This is a genomic window from Fodinibius sp., from assembly GCF_034521915.1.
Taxonomy (GTDB): domain Bacteria; phylum Bacteroidota; class Rhodothermia; order Balneolales; family Balneolaceae; genus Fodinibius.
Window position 1 is genome coordinate 314,487 of sequence record NZ_JAXHLU010000001.1, and the last position, 24,428, is coordinate 338,914.

A 24,428-nucleotide genomic window follows, 5' to 3' on the forward strand; every position below is an offset into this window, starting at 1 on the left:
CTACAAAATCATCTATTAGTAAAATTAAAACCGTAAGATTTCTAAGCAGTTAAAAAGAGTTAGATAAGTATTAAGAATTGTTATTATGGCATAATATCAAATTATAACCCTTAAAGTGAGTATTCAACCACCCCTGCACCCCTCCTTTATAAGGAAGGGATTATGGTGCTTGTATCTCAGAATTTTGACAAATAATAAAAGTCTCCCTTTAAAGAGGGGCTATAAATACTCAAAATGAATTGTTCATTACCAATTTTTTGAACTACTTGGGATTTTGGACACAAAAATAATCATTGTTCTATAATATAGATTAAATTTGAGTTTAAAAGATGGAATTTCATCTCTTAGAACATTTATCCAACCACCCCTATCCCTCCTTCATTAGGAGGAGATTTGATAGTCGTATTTATTTACGTATAGTGATTAACAAAAATTCTCCCCTTCCTAAGGGGAGACGTAAGAGGGGTTATTTAAGATGCTTTTAAACAATGAGCAAAGGGAAAAGCAAAATATTTAATCCACAACACACCAAAGCTCAGAGAAAGTATTTGCGAAATAACATGACCAAAGCAGAAATTATTCTTTGGTCTCAGTTAAAAGGACGAAAATTACTGAACTATAAATTTCGTCGCCAACATGGAATTGGAGATTATATCGTAGATTTTTATTGTCCCGAAATAAATCTTGTTATTGAAGTTGATGGAGAATCTCATTATACCGATAAAGGTGCTACACATGATGATAAAAGAACTGCATTTTTAAATGATCTGGGTATAAAAATTCTGCGTTTTACTAACCCTCAAATCAAAAATAATATAGAAGGTATGTTGGAACATATTATTACTGTTATAAAAAAATTAGAATTACAAAATTCATAATTTACTTTCCAACCACCCCTACCACCTCCTTCATAAGGAGGGGATTATGGTGCTTGTATCTCAGCATTTGGACAGATAATAAAAGCCTCCCCTTACTAAGGGTAGATGCAAACCGTGCCCCGAGTATTCGGGGAGGGGTTAAAACAAAGTTATTAAACGATATACTTTTACATGAACTTATTACTTTTAGCGAACGATTATTTTACTTGGTCTGCCGATCCTATAGCCTTTAGTCTGGGACCACTCGAACCGCGCTGGTATGGAATTCTTTTCGCTTGTTCATTCTTGGTTGGTTTTTGGCTGACAAGAAAAATGTTTATCCATGCAAAACGCGATCCGGAAGAAGTCGATCAACTCTTAACATATATGTTAATTGCTACTGTAGTTGGTGCTCGTCTGGGACATGTACTGTTCTACGATCCCGGCTTTTATCTGCGGTATCCTTCCGAAATTTTAAAAATCTGGCACGGCGGGCTGGCCAGTCACGGTGCGGCCATCGGTATTATCATCGCCATGTACCTGTTTGCCAAAAAATTCAGGGATATGAGTTTTCTATGGCTGGCTGATCGTGTAGTCGTCGTCGTTGCCATTGCAGGAGCATTTATCCGAACCGGTAATTTTATGAACTCTGAGATTGTTGGGGAACCCACAGAAATGGCTTGGGGTGTCATTTTCACCAGAGTTGACATGATTCCTCGTCATCCAACCCAGCTTTATGAGGCACTGCTTTGTATTGTAGTATTCGGGATTTTGTGGAAAGTATATCACTCCTACCGTAAAAGTCCCCCAGAGGGATCACTCTTTGCTCTATTTTTAACTACATTATTTACCGGACGCTTTTTCCTCGAATTTACCAAAATGGAACAGGCCGCTTTTGCCGCCGACTGGGTATTTAATATGGGGCAATGGCTCAGCATCCCGCTTATAGTCATCGGAATATGGCTGATGATCAAAAAAGTAGAATGGAGCCAAACTCCGGTCGCTGAATCACAAAAAAATTAATCTATTAACTTTCATTTATCATGAAATCATTAGATCCACAAATAAAACAGAATATTGACAGCTGGCTAAATGGCAATTATGATGAAGAAACCAAAGCTGCCATCCGCAAAAAGGTGGATAATGAAGAATACCAAGAGCTGACGGATGCCTTTTACAAGGATCTGGAGTTTGGAACGGGCGGGTTGCGCGGAATTATGGGCGTGGGCTCTAATCGCGTAAACAAATATACCTTTGGGATGGCCACCCAGGGGTTCAGTAACTTTTTGAAGCAGAATTATCCCGATGAACAAATTAAGGTTGTAATTGCTCACGACTGCCGAAATAATTCTGAGGAACTGGCCCAGGTAGTAGCTGATGTATTTTCTGCCAATGGTATTTATGTTTACTTGTTTGAAGGGTTACGCCCCACCCCGGAACTTTCATTTGCAATCCGCGAACTGGACTGTCACGGCGGGATAATGCTTACGGCTTCACACAATCCCAAAGAGTACAACGGATACAAGGCCTATGACGAGCATGGCTGCCAACTGGTTGCTCCTCAGGACAAAGCAGTAATGGAGGAAGTCCAAAAGATCGAGGACATCAATGAGGTCAAATTTGAGGGTGTATCCGAAAATATAGAAACCATTGGCAAGGACATTGATGAAAAGTATCTGGACGCCTTAATGGATATCTCTTTGTCACGGGAAGCAATAAGTCGACAAAGCGATTTAAGTATCGTTTTTTCGCCTATTCACGGTACTTCCGGCGTAATGGTACCCCCTGCCTTAACGCGATGCGGCTTTAAAAACGTAACGCTCGTGGAAGAACAGATGACTTACGACGGAGATTTCCCTACGGTTGAATACCCCAATCCCGAGGAGGAGGAAGCCTTATCAATGGCCTTAAACAAGGCCAAAGAAATTGATGCTGAATTGGTCATGGCTACCGATCCAGATGGAGACCGTGTGGGCATTGCTATCAAGGATCATCACGATGAGTGGGTTCTGCTTAACGGAAATCAAACCGGAGCACTGATCATCAACTATGTCCTTAACGCCTGGCAGGAAGCCGATAAACTCGATGGCGATGAATATATCGTTAAAACAATTGTTACATCTTATCTAATTGATACTATTGCCGAAAACTATGGTGTAGAGTGCTACAACACGTTAACCGGCTTCAAATACATCGGTGAGCTGATGACCAAGCTGGAAGATGAAAAACAATTTGTTGCAGGCGGTGAGGAAAGCTATGGCTATCTAATTGGCGATCATGTACGCGATAAAGATGCTATTATTTCCGCACTCATTATTGCCGAAATGGCTGCATATTATAAAGATCAGGGGACCAGCCTTTTTGATGCCCTGTTGGATATCTACCTTCAACATGGGTACTATCGCGAGAAGTTGGTTTCGGTTTACAAACGCGGACGCGAGGGCGCTGAGGAGATCCAAAAGATGCTGAAGAATTACAGGGAAAATCCACCCAAAACATTGGCCGGATCTGATGTCGTTGTTATCAAAGATTATAAATCACAGGTATCTAAGAATGTAAAAACCGGCGAAACCGAAAATATTGACCTGCCGGTTTCAAATGTTCTGCAATTTATTACCGAAGATGGTACAATGGTGACGGTTCGACCATCCGGTACTGAGCCTAAGATAAAATTTTACTGTAGCGTTAATACCAAACTTATCAACCGTACCGGTTTTGATAAAAAAACCAGCGAACTGGAACACAAAATGGATACCATTATTCAAGAGCTAACCAAAGAAAACTAATTTCTTGATTTTTAATGAGTGATGAGTCACATCTTGAGTATTACTCATCACTCATTTTACATCTTCCCTATTTAATTCAATTCTAAATTTTTACGGATAGTGGATTAACAAGAATCACTCTGTATATTCCTGAGCATCGATTAAAAAAGACTATGAGTGATTTATTACAACAACCCGCATTTGATGTCTTTATTTATGCCCTAATTACCGCTGTGGCTACGGGTTTGGGAGCACTCCCCTTTTTCTTCTTTAAGAGTTTAACACGGAACTGGCTTGGCATTTCTAATGCCATTGCTTCCGGACTTATGATTGCGGCAAGCTTTGGCCTTATCTATGAAGGCATAAATCACGACCTCTGGTTTACTTTTTGGGGCATCGTTATCGGTCTCATATTTATTATTGGCAGCAAAAGGTTAATCAATAGATATGACGATAAATTCTCTATTAAGCATATCAATCAGGCTGATGCCACCAAAATGCTGCTTATCGTCGGAATTATGACCGTCCACTCATTTACTGAAGGCGTCAGTGTTGGGGTTTCCTTCAGCGGTGGAATAGATCTGGGATTGTTTATTACCACCGCCATTGCCGTGCACAATATTCCCGAGGGATTAGCTATAAGCCTGGTGCTGATTCCGCGAGGAACATCCCCGTTGAAAGCTGCTTGGTGGAGTATCTTTTCAAGCCTTCCCCAGCCGTTGATGGCCGTACCCGCCTTTTTGTTTGTCGAAATATTTGAAACTTACCTACCTATGGGACTTGGCTTTGCCGCCGGGGCCATGATATGGATGGTCTTTGCCGAACTCATCCCCGACGCTTTGGAGGAAAGTGATACCTCCACCGTCGCGACAACTATAACTATATCTATTGCCCTAATGATTATATTCCAAGTTCTGATTGAATAACAGATTATAAATTTTAATTTGTACCGGCTTTTAATTATTAATTTCTTCAACTCTTACAAAGACCTTTTCTCTAAATAGATATTAAAAAAAATGAAATACCCATTCTCTTTATTTTTCAAAACGCTGGCTCTCAGCATTTTTGTGGGAGCATTTTTATTTCAACAACCAACATTAGCTCAGGAGAAACAGCGCTATTCCAGCGTCAAAGAAGCCCTCTCTAAAAGCAGTCAGCTTAGTGGCTCCAACGGCCCAAGAAATGTCAACTGGATTGACGACGGCAACCGATACTCGTACATGAAATACAACGAGGAAACGGAAAATATGGAGATACGGGCGTATGATCCCGCTGCGAAAGAAGATGAACTTATCTTCAATAGTGCCAACCATACTTTTCCAAAATCCGATTCTACTTTTGAATACTCTTCATTTCAATGGTCTGATGATTCAAAATACCTGGTATTTCAATCGAACTTTCGGCCGGTATACCGCCGCTCGGGTATTTCTGACTACTACCTTTATTCTGTGGAAGACGGATCTCTCAGCCTACTAGTAGAAGATGCACGAACGGCAGAACTTTCTCCAGACGGAAGTAAGATTGGCTATGAACGGGACGGAGATCTCTTCGTGTATGATCTTGAAGCCCAGAAAGAAAAGCAGCTTACCAATAGCGCCAAGGAATATTTTTATAACGGACGCTTTGGCTGGGTATATGAAGAAGAGTTCGGGCTGGCCCAGGCGTGGGTATGGTCACCCGACAGCGAAAAAATTGCGTACTGGCAAACCGATGAACGCCATGTCAATATTTTTCAAATGACCGATTATTCAGGACAGCATCCTGAATATAAAAAGATTCCCTATCCTAAGGTGGGCGATGAAAACCCAAAAGTGAAAATCGGGGTTATAAATGTAGAATCCGGCCAGCAACAGTGGATGGATACCCCGAGCGACGGCTACATTCCCAGAATTTACTGGACAGCCAATGAAAATAAACTGGCAACCGTACATCTGAATAGAGCTCAGAATCATCTCAAGCTGTTCTTTAATAATATCAACAATGGTGAACGACAGCTGATAATGGAGGAGCAGTCTGATGCCTGGATCGATGTATTTGACTTTTTTGCCGGTATCGATCACCTGTTTTTCTTTCCCAAAGACAGCAAAGAGTTTTTCTGGATTTCCGACCGCAATGGCTGGAGTCATATCTATCGCTATGGATATGACGGCTCTGTCAAAAATCAGGTTACCAAAGGAAAATGGGAAGTCACCTACGTACACACTGTGGATTATCGCAACAACAGGATCTATTACACCTCCACCGAAGAATCACCGCTTGAACGGCATCTGTACTCCATCAACTTTACCGGTCGAAATAAAACCAAGCATACCCAGACAGAGGGAACGCATAATATCAGTATGGGCTCGAACAGTAGGTATTATATTGATCGCTATTCCAATACTTCAACTCCAACACAGGTTGAGCTCTGGAGTACAATGAATGGAAAGTTAGAAGTGCTTGAGGATAATGCTTCAGTAGAAACGTTTACAGAAAAACATGTTTATGCTCCGCGAGAACTGTTTTCCTTTACGACTTCCGACGGACAGAAATTGGATGGGTATATGATTAAGCCCATTGATTTTGATCCTGACAAGGAATATCCCCTGGTACTCAATATTTATGGAGGTCCCAGTGCACAAGGCGTATATAACAGCTGGGAATCCGGCGGTTGGAATCAATACCTGGCGCAGGAAGGCTATCTGGTAGTAAATGTAAACAACCGTGGAAGCGGAGGCTACGGGTCTGAATTTGAAAAAATTGTTTACAAGCAGCTGGGCAAATGGGAAGCCAAGGATTTTGTAGAAACAGCCCAATTTATGGGTAATAAAAGTTGGGTAGACAGCAGCAGAATGGCCATGCGAGGACACAGTTACGGTGGCTATATGACGACCTATACTCTGTTTAATTATCCCGATGTTTTTGATGTTGGTATCGCTACAGCACCCGTTACCGACTGGCGATTTTACGACAGTATTTATACCGAGCGTTATATGGGACTGATCGAAAATAATAAGGATGGTTATGAGGAAAGTTCATCCATAACACATGCCCAAAACTTAAAAGCGAACCTTTTGCTCTCACACTCTACAATGGATGAAAATGTGCACGTCCAAAACACCATGCAGCTTTTAACCGAGCTCACGGGAAATGGCCAAGAGGTGGATTTGCAGATTTTTCCTCCCGGTGCACACGGAGTTGCCTTCAATACCGCAAGTTACTACCTGCTCTACACTTCGTATGTGGACTATCTAAATCGCCATTTCAAATAGAATTTGAATTTATTTCTATCACAACCAATAATCATCTAATCTTGTACTATTACTTTCAAATGATGGGAGAAGTCCTTGAGAAAGTAAATTGACCTCCGTTTTCACATACATTTACCTACTTAACTTAAAATGTACTAAAAAAAATAAAGCGTAATTTTACCTTCACATAAATGTCGGTAATAGTTTATTTTTGCTCCTAACATCATGGCAGGTTTAATATATTTTTGCAGGTTTCATTCGATCTTTTTATTCGATAATCTTTATTTTAATCACTTAGCTCATATTAAATAAGTTCAAGTGATCTAGTAGTTCATGAAGCCATATCCCCTCCTTTTTTGTATATCTCTCATCATAATTCCACTATCTGTATTTAGCCAACAATCTGATTCAGAAAATGAGACCATCCGCGTTTTCCTGGATTGTAATCGCTGTAACGAATCATTTATCAGACAAGAAATTCCTTTTGTAAATTATGTACGAGACAAAGAGGATTCTGAAATCCACCTCCTTATTACCCGACAAAGAACCGGTAGTGACGGAACCGAATATACCCTCAGATTTTTAGGCAGAGACCGTTTTAAGAGCCAACAAGATACACTAAAATATATTTCTCCAAGTTCTGACACTCAGAATGAAGAGCGGAAAGGACTTGTCAGGACTATCAAAATTGGACTCTTACCCTTTATTTCAAAAACCAAGGCCATAGAAAATATAACTGTTGATTATAATAGAGAAGGTGATGTTCAATCTACGGCCGAAGAGGATAAGTGGAATTACTGGGTTTTTGAACTGGATGGAAGAAGTTTCTTTAACGGCGAAGAATCACGAAGCAATTTATTCATTTCCCTTGGTGCCTCCGCCGACAGGGTAACCCCCGAATCAAAAATAAACTTTGGCTACGATTATAATTTCAATCGTCGAACTTTTACAGAATTAGACTCATTAGGTAATGAAAGCACAAATAGTTTCATTACCCGAAGCCAGCGCTTTGATGGTTTATACGTCAAAAGTTTAAATGATCACTGGTCTGCAGGTATATCTGCTGAAGGGCTCTCCTCTTCCCGTGAAAATATTGACTTAAGCATTTCAGGTAGTCCTGCAATAGAATACAATATTTTTCCGTATGAAGAATATTCTACACGCGAAATCAGCTTCCTCTATAAGATAAGCCCCGGGTATTTTGATTATGAAGAGATCACAATTTATAATCAGAAATCAGAATTCCTGATCCGCCAACAATTGCGTGCTCAAATGGAATTCACCCAACCCTGGGGTGAGATTGAAGGCCGAGTCAATGCTTCCACTTTCTTGCATGATTTCAGCAAAAATCGAGTCGATATGAATCTCGAATTTGACTTTAGAATCTTCCGGGGACTTTCACTAAGTATCGATGGACGATATTCCCTCATCAATGATCAGTTATCTATCCCGAAAGGAAATATCAGTGATGCCGAACAACTCCTTAACCTACGTGAACAAACAACCTCATACTCTTACCGCGGATCGATAGGCATTGAGTACTCATTTGGATCGATATATAATAATGTAGTGAACCCTCGTTTCTGATAGCAAATAGCAAAGGCCGGGTTCATAACCCGACCTCTGTTCTAATTTTTTTGGTTTCTATTACGATTCACGAGATTGATATCCCTCTCCCAACATTGTATTTAACTTTTCACCGCCTCGAATACCAAAATCAAGCGTACGAATAGGAAACGGAATCATAATGTCATTCTCATCAAAAGCTTGGGTAATGGCAATAATGGCATCGCTTCGCGCTGACAAGAAATCAGGATTCTTACGAAAATTTACCCAGAAATGGATATTAAAATTAATTGAGCTACCGCCGAATTCCTCATAATAAAGCTCAACTCCCTTCTCGGCGTTATAGTTATCCAATCCCTTAACAGCCTCAATAGCTACCTCCTTGGCTTTTTCCAGATCATCACCGTAGGAAACACCGCAAGACAAATCAATACGCCGCAATCCAGTGCTTGTAAAATTTTCAAGCGGATTTTCGAATACGCTCTTGTTGGGAATATATACGACCTGTCCTTTTGGCGTACGGATTATGGTATTTCTAAGATTCATATTCTCTACCTCGCCATAAAACCCATTGGTTTCTATAATATCACCAATACCAAACGGGTGGCGGATGGACAAAATAACTCCTGAAATAAAATTCGAGGCGATATCCTGAAATGCAAAACCTAATGCCAAACCAATGATACCGGCACCGGCAAGGAGTGAGGTTACTGCCCCATCAAGTTTGAGAACGCTTAAAGCAATAAAGAATCCAATACCAATTATTAAAACGCCCGCAATGGTTTCCAGTAAATTGATAATTGTTTTATTGCTGGTTGTCTTTTCCAGCATATGTTTTACGCCCTTGCGGACAAGGCGGCCAAGTATGAAAAACGCAATCAGTATAAGCAATGCTACCACTAAATTAGGTAACATTGCGATAGTCGTTTCCAACCAATTTATCAATTTTTCTGTGAGTGTACTGTACACATCCACAAATTCGTCTTCCATTTCTTGATTCATTTGTTATAAATTTTTGGTTGTCATTAATTTCTTTAGACCAGATTTAAATCTCTAAAATTTAAATACAAAAAAAGATCATTCATTTAAATAATGATTTCATAATATGAGGATATAATCCCTGCATAGTTCCCTAATCAATTATCGATCGTAACTATTACATACCATTTTTAATATCCAATAGGAATGTCATAAAGGAATAAGCTGTTCTTGTATCTCATAACAAAAGTTTAACCAAACATTATTTATCTATGCCTACACGTAAAGCAAAAGCAAGCTGGAATGGAGATCTCAAAAACGGGAAAGGAAACATGTCATTTGGAAGCGGAGCCTATAAAGGTTCCTATTCATTCAAATCCCGTTTTGAGGATGGCACGGGCACTAATCCCGAAGAACTCATTGGGGCCGCTCATGCCGGCTGTTATTCCATGGCGCTTTCTGGTGAATTAGCAAAAGCCGGATATGCACCCGAAGCCGTAACAACCAACGCTGATGTTGCTCTCGAAATGGTGGACGGTAATCCTGCAATAACTACCATCACCTTAAACGTCACGGGCAATATTCCAGATATTGATGAAGATGAGTTTCTGGAGTTAGCCGAAGGAGCTAAAAAAAATTGTCCGGTTTCAAAAGCATTGGCAGGAGTTAATATTAAACTGAATGCCATGCTCGAAAACTAAATTTCTTAACTGTTGATAATTTATCTTCGGGGATGTCTTTTGAGGCATCCCCCTTTTTATTTGCAACGGTATTACATTAAAAAATCATTGTTCTTTGTTTAACAAACGTGCTTTAGGATTTGTATCTTTGTAGATATGACTACAAAAACTGATATCGACGAAAAAACAAACCTGAAAAGCCTAACCAAAGAAGAGCTGCAGGAGTTTACTGCGGATTTGGGACTTCAATCCTTTCGCAGTGACCAGATTTTTCAATGGCTATACCAAAAAGGCGTGCACAGTTTTGATGAGATGACCAACCTCTCTAAAGATCTGCGTTCTCGTCTCAAAGAAATAGCCAAGGTCCCAACTATTGAATATGTGACCCATCAGGAATCTGAAGACGGAACCATGAAGTTCCTTTTCAAACTGCAGGGCGAAGAAGAGCATAAAGTTGAGGCTGTGCTTATTCCAGATTTTTATGATGATGGAGCTGCCAACAGGCTCACGGTTTGTGTTTCATCACAGGTGGGATGCGTGTTTGGATGTTCTTTTTGTGCGACAGGAAAGATGGGATTTTTTCGCAGCCTGACGCACGGCGAAATCGTCGATCAGGTACAATATATTAACGAGCTCTGCGAAGAACGGTTCGGCAAAGGAATCACCAATATTGTGTATATGGGAATGGGCGAACCGCTCCATAATTACGAAGCGGTCGTTAATTCAGCAAATATAATTACTGATGAGCTTAGCATCGGTCTTTCGCCCAAACGTATTACGGTTTCAACAGTTGGACTCACCAAGCAGATTAAGAAGCTGGCCGACGAGCGTCAGCCGTTTAATCTGGCAATATCACTGCATGCGGCCAATGATGAGAAACGCGACGAGATTATGCCTATCAATAACTCGATGGGACTCGATAAATTGAAAGAAGCGGTCCAATATTATTACGACAAGCTTCACCGGCCTATTACCTACGAATACCTGCTATTTGATGAATTTAACGACAGTCCCGAAGATGCACAGCAGCTCGCTGATATTGTGCAAGTGGGCGCCTAGTAAGGTGAATATTATCATGTACAACGATGTAGCCGGAGTTGCATTAAAACGAGCCCGTGAACAACGCCTGGATGCTTTTATGCAGGAACTTGTTTCGCGCGATGTTACGGCTACCGTTCGACGAAGTCGAGGTGACGATATTGATGCGGGATGCGGACAGCTTGCCATCAAAGAAGGTCAGCCTATGGGTAAAACCATCCGCAAAAATTAGTCGTGGATAAAGTTTAAGAGTCGACCAAAGCGAGGCAACATGCGCTCACCATCCCAGGAGAAGTAAATAATGCCCGCTTTACCTACAATGTGAGTCTGAGGTACAAATCCCCAAAAACGACTATCTTCACTGTTATCACGATTATCTCCCATCATAAAGTAGTAATCCTGTTGAATCGTATATTCATTTGTCGGCTTACCGTTTATGATAAACTGATCTCCATTCCGCTCTACATTATTCCCCTCATAACGAGTAATAATATTTTCGTAGATATGATAATTATCAGACGTTAACGTAACCGTTTGTCCTTCAAAAGGCACAACTACCGGCGGAATGTGATGATGATTGTTAAATCCGGATGAAAAACTAAAATCCCGTCGGTTAAATTCATTGAAATCCTCCGGTAAAACAAACAATTCTACATTATTAACTTCAGGCCAACCGCTCATTTTTTCAGCTACGTCCTGCGTCATCGTCACCCGGTATGATCCCTGGTTTTGTGACCCGATAAGTCGTCCTCCAGCTGCCTCAACCTTAGCCGGACTCAATCGAACCCGATCGCGAACCGTAACAACATAGGTTTGCTGGATTCCCTCAAACGATTTTGCCTGGTCTCCATTAATAAAAAGCTCCGCATCATCAACAGCAACCGTATCCCCGGGCACGCCAACAGCACGTTTAATATAGCTTGTTTTTGCCGCAATCGGATCCAAGTCTATAGGATAATTAAATACGACAATATCATTGCGTTCAACTTCACTTAAGCTTGGCAAACGCGTCCACGGAAGTACCGCGCCGGGCAAATAAATATTCGTAAACGGCACGCCTAACACCATCGGTGTTCGGGCTCCGTAGCTAATTTTAGAAACAATTAGAAAATCTCCCGTCAACAGAGTTTTCTCCATTGAAGGTGTGGGAATACGATAGGCCTCAAATAAAAGAGCACGAATTATTATCGCTGCCACTGCTGCAAAAAGCAGGGCATCCATCCATTCCCTGAGCCAACTTTTTGCTTCTTCGTTCTCTTTTCCTTTTCGCCGTTTCCTTCGAGAGCGTCGTTCCTGGCGCTCCTCTTTCGATAATTGATCTGCCAATGTAACTCCTAAATATAAATTAATCTATACTCATTCCTTCAGGTGAGTCAATTTCTTCATTTCGAAACTTCCCATCCTCATATTTAACAATATACCACTGCTCTTTCTCAGGTGAATAAAAGTAATCTTTGAACTCACCGAACTCTTCAACTGACAACAGCTTTTGTACAAATTCCCTTTTTATTTGAGGCATCAAATCTACGTATTTGCTTGCTCCGCCATACGTTAAGCCACTCCCAAACGGTCCGTTCCAGTCTAATACCATTAACGGGATGCTGTCATTTACCATGAACCAATATTCAAATTGTATGGCTTTACCGGGTCTAAAGTTCTCTTTATAAATGAGATCCTCAAGCGTTTGCGTAGGATCCCCAAACAAAGCTTGTAACCGGGCCCTGATTTCATTGGTTTGCCGATCATCGAGCTTAGTGTCTTCATATAACCCCTGTCCGGTTAAGCTTATGTCCCGGATTTCACGCTCAAATTGAGCGCGCTCTTCTTTGGTTATCTTATCAAATTCTGCGGCCTCAAACTGAGCAAAAGCCGGCAGTGAGATCAGACTTAATAATAGAATTATGATTCCAATAAAAGCTGCCTTCGAAAAAGGTAAGCTTGAAGCTTCTTTAACTGAATTAAAAAATGTTCTGTTCATTACCTAAATTACCATTAATTATTATTGTCATCGTCCATAGAAAGGACCGCTAAAAATGCTTCCTGAGGTATTTCAACCGTTCCTACCTGCTTCATACGCTTTTTCCCTTCTTTCTGTTTCTCAAGAAGTTTGCGTTTTCGCGAAACGTCACCACCATAACATTTTGCCGTCACATCTTTTCGGATGGCCGGAATAGTCTCACGGGCAATAACATTATTGCCGATAGCCGCCTGAATGGGTACCTCAAACTGATGTCGATCAATAAGCTCTTTTAGCTTCTTACATAACTTGCGTCCCAGATCATATGCTTTATCTCTGTGTGTTATGCTTGATAACGCATCAACCGGTTCTTTATTTAATAAAATATCCAATCGCACCAGATCACCCTTTCGATATTCCAAGAACTCGTAATCAAGGGAGGCGTATCCCCGGGTTCCACTTTTAAGGCGATCATAAAAGTCAAAGACCACTTCGGCCATGGGCAGCTCGTACTTGATTTCCACACGCTGACTCTGCATATGGATCTGGTTTACATATTTACCGCGCTTCTCTTGGCATAAGGTCATCACCGGACCAATATAATCCGAAGGTGTTAAAATACTGGCCTGGATATAGGGTTCATAAACCGCCTCCACATTGGCGGGATCCGGCATATCACTCGGGTTATCAACAAGTACCTTTTTATGCTCCCCACGTTCCGTAATATGCACCTCATATTCCACATTGGGCACCGTCGTAATAATATCAATATCAAACTCGCGATCGAGTCGCTCCTGAACAATCTCCATGTGGAGCATTCCCAGAAATCCGGCCCGAAATCCAAAACCCAGTGCTTCCGATGTTTCCGGCTGATAGGTCAGCGATGCATCATTAAGCTGCAGTTTTTCGAGCGCCGATCGCAAATCCTCAAAATCATCCGACTGCGTAGGGAAAAGTCCGCTAAATACCATCGGCTTCGGCTCCTGATATCCGGGAATCGGTTTTTCTGCGGGATTATCAGTTCGTGTTACGGTATCACCCACACGAGCATCCTGCAGCGACTTTACGCTTCCGACAATATATCCCACATCGCCAGCCTCAAGCTTGTCGGTCTTTTCCTTTTCGAGTTTTAAAAAACCAATTTCTTCGGCTTCGTATTCCTTTTCTGTTGCCATAAAACGGATGCCATCACCTTTATTAAGGGTTCCCTGCATCACGCGCACATACACAATAGAACCGCGATAGCTGTTGAATACAGAATCAAAAATGAGAGCCCGCAATGGCTTCTCAGTTTCTTGCTCCGGGGCAGGAATACGCTCCACAATGGCTTCGAGAAGCTCATCAACACCTTCCCCGGTTTTGGCAGAAACATGCAAAATTTCATCATGAGTGCAACCAATAAGATCTACAATCTGTTGTCCCACTCCTTCCACATCGGCACTTGGCAAATCAATCTTATTAAGCACCGGAATAATTTCGAGGTCCTGATCTATAGCTTGATACAACGTAGAAATTGTTTGCGCCTCTATGCCCTGGGCTGCATCCACAACCAATAGCACTCCTTCGCAAGCTTTCAGCGCCCGAGAAACCTCGTAGGCAAAGTCAACGTGACCGGGCGTATCAATCAGGTTAAAAGTCACATTCTCACCGTTCGGACGTTCATAGTCCATCCTGATGGCGTGACTCTTAATCGTAATGCCGCGCTCACGCTCCAAATCCATGTCGTCGAGAATTTGCTCATGCATCTCGCGCTCGGTGATAGCACCGGTACGCTCCAAAAGTCGATCTGCGAGCGTGGATTTGCCGTGATCGATGTGGGCAATAATACTAAAGTTGCGAATCTGAGTCATATAGATGTGCCTGCAGCACTATTTTTGCTTGCTCAAAAGAACGCTAAAGATACAAAAATGACGATGGCATTGCACAAAATATTCGTCTCAGGGTTATAAAAAATATTTTATAAAAAAACCCAACACCGGTTAAGCGTCGGGCATATAAATTTTTAAATAATCCTAGGAATTACGCTTCCGGGATATCGAGCGGATCCTCTTCTTCTGGCTCAGGACTTAACAGCTCAACATGAAACCGAAACTCTTCCTTTTCTATCGTCATTGTGTTATACATCTCGCGAATAAGTTCAAACACAACCTCCGTTTCACCGCGCACACTTGTTGACATATAATTTACATCTACCTCAACCTCATGCTGGGCCACCAGCTCAAGCAAAAAATCAATACTTTCTCGCGGATCAGAAGCTTTCAGTGGGATGTAGGTAAATTGGGCAGTTGTAATCATAATATAATGTCTGTTAACTGTTTTAATTAATGGGATGTAAGAATAGCCTTTTACCAATAATACTTCAATCAATTCATCATAAAATTTCATCCTGTTATTTAGTTCCTCAAGAAATATCAGAAATCCCGGAACATTGAAATTTTTTTGCTCTTTAAATGGAGCTAATTAGATATCATCAGAAAGATAGATCCATGCATAAACGAATTGTTCAGAATCCCATCATTCAACTTACGCTTTTTACGTTGATGCTAATTGTATTTGTAGTTGCCATATCTGCATAATTTTATATTCAGAAATTAACAGTTGGATTTTTCAATATTCATGTTCATTCAAAATACGGTCACCAAAACTGCTGATGCAGCATCAAATAATATGCAGCTAATAGAAAATTCAAACTGATATCATTCATTTACCCCTCAAGGTAACATGAATAGTCGAAGGCTCTTGCCGCACGGCAAGGGCCTTTTTTCTTTGCGGAATGATTTTCCCACTCATCCAGTTTACGAAATTCAATATCGAAAGAGCTTCTTTTTAAAATTACGTTTTTAAAAATGATTGTGGAAGAATTCCGTAAAAATCTTATCTTTGGCCTGATGCAAAAACAAAGCCTACACATATCCGTCCATTCTCACCTCCATCACGGCGGTTGGCCCCGTCACTAGCATTACTTTGTGTAGCTGAAGCTACATCGTTTCCCCTTACTTTTTTAACAGTTTTCCCAATTAAATTTCAATAACTATTTGTTATGCAACGCACCGCTGACTCTACTACTTCTTTACGTATAGCCATTCAAAAATCAGGTCGGCTTACCGACAAAACCATTGAACTGCTCAAAGGTATCGGCCTTCGTTTTGATGATTACAAACGAAACCTACTCGTAAAATGCCGCAACTTTGATGTTGAGCTACTATTGATCCGAGATGATGATATCCCCGAATATGTACAGGATGGCGTCTGTGACCTCGGTTTTGTAGGCGCTAATGAAACACAGGAAAAGGGCGCCAATGTTACCATTCTCCGCGGACTTGATTACGGAGTTTGCCGTCTTTCACTGGCTGCTCGCAAAGATGGTGATATTCAATCTGTTGCAGACTTTGAAGACAAATCGGTAGCTACAAGCTATCCAAATTTAACACGGAATTTTTTCGAAGAACAAGATATCAATGCCGAAATCGTAACCATTTCGGGGGCCGTAGAAATTGCTCCCCGTCTTGAGGTAGCCGATGCCATTTGCGATCTTGTTTCTACCGGAAACACACTCAAAGCCAATGGACTCGAAGAACTGCAGACGATATTAGAATCCGAAACACAACTTATCCGAACCAACAAAGAACTATCGCCCGGCAAGCAGCAGCTCATTGAAAAGTTCCTGCAGCGGATGGATGGCCACCAGCAAGCCGAGCGCAGTCGTTATATCATGATGAATGCCCCGGAAGAAGCAGTCCCAAAAATCAAGGAAATCATTCCTTCCCTTAAAAGTCCAACAGTAATGCCGCTTGCCGATAACGGCATGGTTGCCGTTCATACAGTCATCCCTATTGACGAATTCTGGATCGTGATGGAAAAACTAAAAGCTGAGGGCGCAAGTGGAATTGTGATTTTACCTATCGAAAGCATGATACTGTAATCTTATATTGACCCTCTTTGAAGCATAGAAGTAAAACTAATGTTCAGAATCTTCTTGCTTCTCGCTCACAAATAACAAGAGGACAGCAACACTATGAAAAAGTATTCTTATAACAGTTTATCAAAGGATGAACTTAAAACACTCTGTCAGCGACCAAAAATGGATTTCCGGTCCATATTCGGACAGGTTGAACCCATTATCCAAAAGGTAAAACAAGAAGGCGATACGGGCATCAATCACTTTACGCAAAAGTTTGATGGTGTAGCCCCCGATCCGCTCGTAATCAATCCTGCGGAACAGGAGGTTACTATTAACGAAGATATCAAAGAAGCAATCGACACCGCTTTTGAAAATATTTACCGTTTTCACAAAGCACAGCTTCCCAAACCACTGGAAGTAGAAACAATGCCCGGCGTGCAATGCAAGCGAGTTGCTCGTCCGATTGAGCGTGTGGGTTTATATGTCCCCGGCGGAACGGCCATCCTCCCCTCTACCCTGATGATGCTTGGCATTCCTGCCATGCTGGCCGGCTGCTCTACTATTGTAGTTGCAACACCTCCTAAAAGCGATGGTTCTGTTGCAGATGAAATACTGTATATCGCCCAAAAAATAGGGGCAACACATCTCTTAAAAGCGGGTGGTGCACAAGCGGTAGCCGGAATGGCTTTAGGCACCGAATCTGTTCCCAAAGTGGATAAAATTCTGGGTCCCGGAAATCAATATGTAACAGCTGCTAAAATGATGCTGCAAAACAGTGAAGCTCAAATTGCCATTGATATGCCGGCCGGTCCGTCAGAAGTTCTCGTCATTGCTGATGAGACAGCAAATCCTGCGTATGTAGCAGCAGATCTGCTATCACAAGCAGAACACGGCGAAGACAGTCAGGTCGTATTAGTTGCAACCCCTGATTTTGATTTAAATCAATGTCGCCGTGAAATTGACGAACAACTTACAGAGCTTCCCCGCCAAAAAGTTACTCAAAAAGCTATAAATAAAAGTTTTATCCTAACGGTAGATACCCTTGATAAAGGTTTTGCATTTTCCAATCAGTACGCTCCGGAACACCTGATTGTACAGTGCAAAAATCCGGAACAATACGAAGATCAAATCATGAATGCGGGATCGGTATTTCTGGGACCATGGACGCCCGAAAGTGCCGGAGATTATGCATCAGGAACCAATCATACGCTCCCGACTTACGGATATGCACGGATGTTCAGCGGCGTTTCTGTGGATTCTTTTTTAAAGCAGATCACTATGCAACAAATTACGTCCGTGGGATTACAAAATGTGGGACCTACTATTGAAAAGCTGGCGGAATTGGAGGAGTTAGAAGCCCACAAAAATGCTGTATCTATCCGATTAAAAGACATAAATAAAAATACTTAAGGATTTATTTAGCACATTATGAATCGATCTTTTGATCTTGAAAAACTTGTTCGCCCCAACATTAAAAAGTTGGTTCCCTATCACAGTGCCCGTGAGGATTTTGGTGAAGGACTGTTACTTGATGCTAATGAAAATAGTCTGGGTGCTCCATTTTCCGATAATCAACAATTGCATCGCTACCCCGATCCCAAACAAACAGAACTGAGAAAACTTATTGCCGAATGGCGGGGCGTTCGTCCTCAAAATATATTTACCGGCGTCGGAAGCGATGAAGGAATCGATCTGCTGTACCGAATTTTCTGCCGGCCGGGAGAAGATCGGGTATTGACCACTCCTCCTACCTACGGTATGTATAATGTATCAGCCAATATTCACGACATCGCAGTTGACGAAGTGCTGTTGGATGAGGAAGGTTTTCAGCTACGGGTAGATAAAATTTTGGATGCCGTAAAATCGACCACCAAAATGCTTTTCCTGTGTTCTCCGAACAATCCCACCGGAAACACTTTTGCAACCTCTGATATTCAGAAATTAGTTGAAGAATTTGAAGGTATAGTTATAATCGACGAGGCCTATATCGACTTTAGCAATCAGGATAGCTGGGCCTCCAAGGTAGTTGAATATCCCAATCTTGTGGTACTTCAAACGCTGTCCAAATCATTTGGATTGGCCGGTATCCGGTTGGGAATTACTTATGCGCAAGAAGAGATTATTGATTACATGATGAAGGTGAAGGCACCGTACAACATTAACAAATTGACGGCAAAGAAGGCCATCGAGGGATTACAAAACTGGAAAACCGTGCAATTTCGGGCAGATGCCATAAAAAAGGAACGAAAGGAGCTTAAAGACAAGTTGGAACAACTGAAAATAGTGCAGAAGGTTTTCAAAAGTGAAGCTAACTTTTTACTTGCTAAATTTACCAATGCCAAGAATATCTACAAACAACTTACCCAGCAGCATATTATCATCAGATATCGTGGCAACGAACCTCTCTGCGACAACTGTTTACGCATCACGGTAGGAACCCCGGATGAGAATGAACAATTAATTTCAGCTTTAAAAAGTTTAGGATGATGAAAATAAGAATTTCTACTGAGGCATTGTCCGGTTCCAGTAACAATTTACTATGGAGCGGTGCTCTCTACGGTCTCAAACGACTACAAGAATTTGATCATCAACTTTTTTTCCTCACTGATGATTTGTCCAAACAACAGCAAAAGCTTCTGGAGAATGAAAAAATAACATCCGTAAAAACCTTGCCGGATGCCATTGACCTACAGATTATTGCTGAAAAAAATAAACTTGAAGCATTGGATAATAATGGATCCGAAATTGAATCGGCTCCGGATTGGATCGCACTGAGCAATAAAATTTGCTTTCCTACCCGCAAAGCTTCTCAAGAACGGACAACGGCAGAAACTGATATCAATGTAACCGTTAATCTTGACGGTACCGGGCAAAGCAATATTTCTACGGGACTTGATTTCTTTGACCACATGCTGGAGCAGATTGCCAAACACGGGTTAATAGATCTGGATATTTCTTGCGACGGGGATCTTGAGGTGGATGAACATCATACCATTGAAGATGTTGCCATAACACTTGGAAAAACAATTAATAATGCCCTTGGCAAGAAAATTGGAATTCAGCGATACGGATTTGCGTTGCCTATGGACGAAACCCTTGCGACCGTAGCCTTAGATTTTTCTGGCAGACCCTATTTAGAGTTTGAGGGTAGTTTTAAAAGGGAAATGGTTGGCGATGTTCCCACTGAAATGGTTGAACATTTCTTTTACTCACTTGCTATAAATCTACAAGCTACCTTGCATATTTCAGTTAACGGCGACAACGACCATCACAAAATAGAAGCTTGTTTCAAAGGATTTGCCCGCTGTTTGCGTGCTGCTGTCAGCCGTAATGAACGAAATTTAAATCTATTACCCAGTACTAAGAACGTATTATAAGATGATCGCTATTATCAATTACGAAGCCGGCAATCTTGCCTCCGTTTCAAATGCTTTTAAGCGGCTCAATGAACCACATATCATTACTGATAAAAAAGAAGAGCTCAATGAGGCTGACGGCATCATTTTTCCCGGTGTTGGCCACGCGCAACCGGCCATGAAATCCCTGCAAAAGAATGGGCTGGACAAATGGCTCAAAAATACCAAGAAACCCGTATTGGGGATTTGCCTTGGAATGCAACTGTTTTATGAATCATCCGAAGAGGGTGAATCTGAGGGATTAGGTATTATTCCCGGCCGACTTGAAAAGTTCGATTCTTCCAAAGCAAAAGTACCTCACATGGGATGGAATACTTTTCAGGATATTTCTGACCATCCACTTGTGAATTCATTAACCGATGATCAATATTTTTATTACGTACACAGTTTTTTTGCTCCTCTCAATACTTACACCGTAGCAACCTGCGAGTACATTCAGCCTTTTACTTCTGTTGTGTGCAAAGACAATTTTTGGGGAGTACAATTTCATCCCGAAAAATCAGGAAAAGTAGGATCGCTGATCCTGCAAAACTTTCTAAAGCATGTTCACAACAAAATGAATATGCAAAAGTAGAAGAGTTATTCAGTCTTTACTTATCTTCCTTCTGTTTCTTCTCGAGAATCTGTTAACTGTCTCATTTTTTTACTTTCACAATTAAATTCTAACAAATTCTTACTTAATGAAAGTTATTCCCGCTATTGATTTATTAGATGGGCAGGTCGTCCGACTTCGCAAAGGAGATTACAATGAAAAAACTGTTTATAATGATAATCCCCTTGCTGAAGCCAAAAAATTTAAAGAAGCCGGATTTGATCATATCCATATTGTAGATCTCAATGGAGCAAAAGAAGGTAGATTTGTTAATATAAAGTACATTAAAGAAATCATTAGCGAGCTCGGTATCTCCGTACAAACGGGGGGCGGCATTCGCAGTTATGGAGATGCCAAGATGCTGCTGGAGCAGCAAGTATCAAATATCATCTGCAGCTCAATGGCTGTTAAAAGTCCCGAGCAATGGCTAAAAGTACTTGAGGATTACGGTAGTAAAGCAATACTTGGTATGGATCTGAAAGACGGCAAAGTCGCTTATGGTGGGTGGCTGGAAACACTCGATAAGTCGCTGGAAGACTTTCTACAGCCAATGATAGACCGAGGCCTTTCAACCGTTTTATGTACCGATATTTCTAAAGACGGCACCCTTGAAGGACCCAACCTGGAATTATATCAGCAGCTATCAAAGCAATTTCCATCACTAAATTTCATCGCATCCGGCGGCGTTTCAGATGTAAATGATCTTAAAGCATTATCCAAGCAAAACCAATATGGGGTAGTCGTTGGACGCGCATACTACGAGGGTAAACTCTCTCTCGACGAAATGCAATCATATCATTCATAGTAATCACTGCTTAACGCCCGAAGTCATCTTGCACTCTTACAATATCATCTTCATCAGATGGATTATCCGGATCGGTGTGCTGCCATATTTCGGCCAAAATTCCCCAATCATCAAGTCCAACTAAACGATGACGTTCGCCCTGTTTTAATTTTACGTATTCACCAGCTTGCAACGTATCTACAGATCCTTGTTCATCGGTATCGCTGGTCATCACTCCGACAGGACCTTCAAGCACCCGCCATATTTCAGCGCGCCGGTGATGATATTGCCATGAGAGTCTTTTTTGGGGTTGAACAACTAAAATTTTAGGACTCAGTTTTCCCGATATTCTCAAATCTTCAATATCCTGATCTCCAAAAAATGTTTTGCCAAATTGGGGAGCCTGATCCTCATCAATTACAAAAAACCCGCCCCACGGTCGTTCATAATCTTGATCAACGATAGTAAAGCCTTTTTTCTCTATATACTCCTTGGTCTTATCAAATATCTCTTTCTTGGTTCGTTTGCTACTCATCAGAAATTATTTTTGTGATTTCCTTTTATTGAGAGGCAAAAGGTACAAATAATCCAGTACCTCACATAAAAAAAGCCGCGGCAAAACCGCGGCTCGAATTATTTGTAAGTTAAAATCAATTAGTTTTCGCGTTCGCAATCAATCTTTGGTTCTTTTTGACACGGATCAACTGCCGTTGCTCCACATTGAGGACACTCTGTTGGTTTTGCCATAGTACTCGGTCTTTTGAGTTAACCTTCATTCAACCATACAAAAATATTCAATAACACGATCCTCAGAAGGGAAATTTAAATTCGGTCTAATTAATTATTCATTACCAAAAATTACACGTTTGGGTAAACATTTTTAGTGTTCACTATTTTAACCTGTTTCCCTAAGATTTTCTATATTAAGCTACTAATCAATTATTGATCTCCACGAATCTGTTCTATGCTCGCAAAACGTATTATTCCCTGTCTCGATATTAAAGGCGGTCGAACCGTTAAAGGCGTAAATTTTGAAGGACTGCGCGATGCCGGAGATCCCGTTGAGTTGGCCAAGCGCTATTCCGATGAAGGAGCAGATGAGCTCGTATTTTTGGATATCACGGCTACGAAAGAGAAACGAAAAACCCTGGTTGATCTCGTAAAAAAAATCGCGCTCGAGATCGATATCCCCTTTACTGTGGGGGGAGGAATCAGCAATACTGAACAGATCGCAGAACTACTACATGCAGGTGCTGATAAGGTGTCTTTGAATAGTGCTATCGTTCGTGATCCTGACCTCATTAACAGAGCAGCCGAACAGTTCGGCTCGCAATGTATTGTAGCCGCCGTCGATGCCAAACGTATTGAGGATGAATGGATCGTTTTCATTTCGGGTGGTTCAAAAAATACCGGAAAAAATGCCTTGGAATGGATTAAAGAAGTTGAAAAACGCGGCGCCGGAGAAATCCTCCTTACGAGTATGGATCAAGATGGAACCAAAGAAGGCTATGATATAGAACTACTGCAACAAGTCAACGAATTTACCACCATTCCCGTTATTGCCAGCGGCGGTGCCGGCACCAAAAAACACTGTATAGATGCCATAAAAGAGGGAAATGCTGATGCTGTGCTGGCCGCCAGTATTTTTCACTTTCAGGAAATTGAAATTTCTGATCTTAAAGAAGAGCTTCAGAAGGCCAACATATCTATTCGTACTACCAAATAAATTTTAATAGGTCGTATCGTGTAATCCGTATTATTCTGTTTATCAAAATTACACTATGCAATACGCAATAAGCTTTAAAGTATGATTAATATCGATTCTCTAGATTTTGAAAAAGTTAATGGATTAATGCCGGCCATCATTCAAGACGCCAATAATTTTCAAGTATTGATGCTCGGCTATATGAATAAAGAGGCCCTGCAAAAAACACTTAAAGAAGAACGCGTTACATTTTTCAGTCGCACCAAGCAGCGACTTTGGACCAAGGGTGAAACATCGGGCAATTATTTGGATGTGGTGGATATCCAGCAAGATTGTGACGATGATACCTTGCTCATTTTAGCTAAACCGCACGGACCTACTTGCCACACGGGCGAACAATCCTGTTTTTATCGAAAAGATTTTAAACCCACAAAAAATTTAAATTTCCTAAACGATCTGGAAGAACTTATCATCAGTCGAAAGAAGGAAATGCCAGAGGGTTCCTACACGACTTCCCTTTTTACCGATGGGATTGACAAAATTGCCCAAAAAGTGGGTGAAGAGGCTGTAGAAACGGTTATTGAAGCTAAAAATGAGAATCACAGCTTAGTTGACGAAGTATCAGACCTAATCTATCACCTGCTGGTTTTATTAGTTGAGAAAGGCGTTCCGCTACAATCTGTCGTAAAGAACCTTGAAGAACGTCATGACAAATAAAGACGGATAGTTCAAGTTCTACACTTGGATCAGAGTTAGTAAATCCTTCCCCATATAACAAGCGCGGGAATTAATTCCTGCGCTATTGACGTCATTATTCTAAAATTCATCGGATTGCAACTCCAGTCACTCGATGTATTTAAAAAGGGTTCTGCAAAACCTCCGAAAATTAACTTGCCATTACGAATCTAAGAATCAATATTCCGATCAAAGTTTTAAAAAGGAGATCGCCGCACTTCGTT

Annotated in this window: 21 protein-coding genes and 1 pseudogene; 16 read left to right on the top strand and 6 right to left on the bottom strand. The window is 41.2% G+C overall.

Annotated features, from left to right (window positions below; translation table 11 throughout):
• The first annotated feature begins 488 nt into the window (after positions 1-488).
• The 6 genes from U5J89_RS01415 to U5J89_RS01440 all read left to right on the top strand — a co-directional run bounded on the left by U5J89_RS01415 (position 489) and on the right by U5J89_RS01440 (position 8,439).
• Positions 489-878 (top strand): endonuclease domain-containing protein, encoded by a 390-nt coding sequence (locus U5J89_RS01415; RefSeq protein ID WP_322573821.1) that lies wholly within the window; start codon positions 489-491, stop codon positions 876-878.
• Positions 879-1,049: 171 nt separating this feature from the next.
• On the top strand, positions 1,050-1,880 hold the full coding sequence (gene lgt / locus U5J89_RS01420; RefSeq protein WP_322573822.1) for a prolipoprotein diacylglyceryl transferase: 831 nt from the start codon (positions 1,050-1,052) through the stop codon (positions 1,878-1,880).
• A gap of 20 nt (positions 1,881-1,900) precedes the next feature.
• Positions 1,901-3,643, top strand: a complete 1,743-nt coding sequence (locus U5J89_RS01425; RefSeq protein ID WP_322573823.1) for a phospho-sugar mutase — start codon at positions 1,901-1,903, stop codon at positions 3,641-3,643.
• Positions 3,644-3,795: 152 nt separating this feature from the next.
• The gene (locus U5J89_RS01430) at positions 3,796-4,548 is read left to right on the top strand and encodes a ZIP family metal transporter (RefSeq protein WP_322573824.1); all 753 of its coding nucleotides are present in this window, start codon (positions 3,796-3,798) and stop codon (positions 4,546-4,548) included.
• A gap of 90 nt (positions 4,549-4,638) precedes the next feature.
• On the top strand, positions 4,639-6,873 hold the full coding sequence (locus U5J89_RS01435; protein WP_322573825.1) for a S9 family peptidase: 2,235 nt from the start codon (positions 4,639-4,641) through the stop codon (positions 6,871-6,873).
• A 312-nt stretch (positions 6,874-7,185) separates the two neighbouring features.
• Positions 7,186-8,439 (top strand): hypothetical protein, encoded by a 1,254-nt coding sequence (locus tag U5J89_RS01440; RefSeq protein ID WP_322573826.1) that lies wholly within the window; start codon positions 7,186-7,188, stop codon positions 8,437-8,439.
• Between the two features lie 60 nt (positions 8,440-8,499).
• On the opposite strand, the gene U5J89_RS01445 is transcribed toward U5J89_RS01440, so the two are convergent.
• A complete protein-coding gene (locus U5J89_RS01445) occupies positions 8,500-9,420 on the bottom strand; it encodes a mechanosensitive ion channel family protein (RefSeq protein ID WP_322573827.1) in 921 nt (306 codons plus the stop codon).
• Positions 9,421-9,668: 248 nt separating this feature from the next.
• Between U5J89_RS01445 and U5J89_RS01450 the strand changes: the two genes are divergently transcribed.
• Together U5J89_RS01450 and rlmN are read left to right on the top strand one after the other, a co-directional pair.
• Positions 9,669-10,097 (top strand): OsmC family protein, encoded by a 429-nt coding sequence (locus U5J89_RS01450; RefSeq protein WP_322573828.1) that lies wholly within the window; start codon positions 9,669-9,671, stop codon positions 10,095-10,097.
• Positions 10,098-10,232: 135 nt separating this feature from the next.
• Positions 10,233-11,346 (top strand): annotated as a pseudogene (gene rlmN / locus U5J89_RS01455) (23S rRNA (adenine(2503)-C(2))-methyltransferase RlmN).
• Here the strand turns inward: rlmN and lepB are convergent.
• The 4 genes from lepB to U5J89_RS01480 all read right to left on the bottom strand — a co-directional run bounded on the left by lepB (position 11,343) and on the right by U5J89_RS01480 (position 15,456).
• On the bottom strand, positions 11,343-12,440 hold the full coding sequence (gene lepB, locus U5J89_RS01465; protein WP_322573831.1) for a signal peptidase I: 1,098 nt from the start codon (positions 12,438-12,440) through the stop codon (positions 11,343-11,345). The pseudogene rlmN and the gene lepB sit on opposite strands and share 4 nt — an antisense overlap.
• Positions 12,441-12,459: 19 nt before the next feature.
• Positions 12,460-13,092 carry a hypothetical protein gene (locus tag U5J89_RS01470; RefSeq protein ID WP_322573832.1) on the bottom strand — a complete coding sequence of 211 codons (633 nt, stop codon included), beginning with the start codon at positions 13,090-13,092 and terminating at the stop codon, positions 12,460-12,462.
• 14 nt (positions 13,093-13,106) lie between these two features.
• The gene (gene lepA, locus U5J89_RS01475; RefSeq protein WP_322573833.1) at positions 13,107-14,921 is read right to left on the bottom strand and encodes a translation elongation factor 4; all 1,815 of its coding nucleotides are present in this window, start codon (positions 14,919-14,921) and stop codon (positions 13,107-13,109) included.
• A 169-nt stretch (positions 14,922-15,090) separates the two neighbouring features.
• Positions 15,091-15,456 carry a thiamine-binding protein gene (locus U5J89_RS01480; RefSeq protein ID WP_322573834.1) on the bottom strand — a complete coding sequence of 122 codons (366 nt, stop codon included), beginning with the start codon at positions 15,454-15,456 and terminating at the stop codon, positions 15,091-15,093.
• 655 nt (positions 15,457-16,111) lie between these two features.
• Between U5J89_RS01480 and hisG the strand changes: the two genes are divergently transcribed.
• The 6 genes from hisG to hisA all read left to right on the top strand — a co-directional run bounded on the left by hisG (position 16,112) and on the right by hisA (position 21,785).
• On the top strand, positions 16,112-16,993 hold the full coding sequence (gene hisG, locus U5J89_RS01485) for an ATP phosphoribosyltransferase (RefSeq protein ID WP_322573835.1): 882 nt from the start codon (positions 16,112-16,114) through the stop codon (positions 16,991-16,993).
• A 93-nt stretch (positions 16,994-17,086) separates the two neighbouring features.
• Complete coding sequence (hisD, locus tag U5J89_RS01490; protein WP_322573836.1) at positions 17,087-18,382, top strand: histidinol dehydrogenase; 1,296 nt, start codon at positions 17,087-17,089, stop codon at positions 18,380-18,382.
• Positions 18,383-18,400: 18 nt separating this feature from the next.
• Positions 18,401-19,459 (top strand): histidinol-phosphate transaminase, encoded by a 1,059-nt coding sequence (gene hisC / locus U5J89_RS01495; RefSeq protein WP_322573837.1) that lies wholly within the window; start codon positions 18,401-18,403, stop codon positions 19,457-19,459.
• Positions 19,456-20,349, top strand: a complete 894-nt coding sequence (gene hisB / locus U5J89_RS01500) for an imidazoleglycerol-phosphate dehydratase HisB (RefSeq protein ID WP_322573838.1) — start codon at positions 19,456-19,458, stop codon at positions 20,347-20,349. The genes hisC and hisB overlap by 4 nt, the downstream gene beginning before the upstream one ends.
• A 1-nt stretch (position 20,350) precedes the next feature.
• Positions 20,351-20,962, top strand: a complete 612-nt coding sequence (hisH, locus tag U5J89_RS01505; protein WP_322573839.1) for an imidazole glycerol phosphate synthase subunit HisH — start codon at positions 20,351-20,353, stop codon at positions 20,960-20,962.
• Positions 20,963-21,068: 106 nt separating this feature from the next.
• A complete protein-coding gene (gene hisA / locus U5J89_RS01510; RefSeq protein WP_322573840.1) occupies positions 21,069-21,785 on the top strand; it encodes a 1-(5-phosphoribosyl)-5-[(5-phosphoribosylamino)methylideneamino]imidazole-4-carboxamide isomerase in 717 nt (238 codons plus the stop codon).
• A 10-nt stretch (positions 21,786-21,795) separates the two neighbouring features.
• Here the strand turns inward: hisA and U5J89_RS01515 are convergent, their stop codons facing one another.
• A complete protein-coding gene (locus U5J89_RS01515; RefSeq protein ID WP_322573841.1) occupies positions 21,796-22,299 on the bottom strand; it encodes a phosphoheptose isomerase in 504 nt (167 codons plus the stop codon).
• Between the two features lie 429 nt (positions 22,300-22,728).
• On the opposite strand from U5J89_RS01515, the gene hisF reads away from it, so the two are divergent.
• Together hisF and hisIE are read left to right on the top strand one after the other, a co-directional pair.
• The gene (gene hisF, locus U5J89_RS01520) at positions 22,729-23,490 is read left to right on the top strand and encodes an imidazole glycerol phosphate synthase subunit HisF (RefSeq protein ID WP_322573842.1); all 762 of its coding nucleotides are present in this window, start codon (positions 22,729-22,731) and stop codon (positions 23,488-23,490) included.
• A gap of 81 nt (positions 23,491-23,571) precedes the next feature.
• Positions 23,572-24,186 (top strand): bifunctional phosphoribosyl-AMP cyclohydrolase/phosphoribosyl-ATP diphosphatase HisIE, encoded by a 615-nt coding sequence (hisIE, locus tag U5J89_RS01525; protein ID WP_322573843.1) that lies wholly within the window; start codon positions 23,572-23,574, stop codon positions 24,184-24,186.
• Positions 24,187-24,428: the final 242 nt, after the last annotated feature.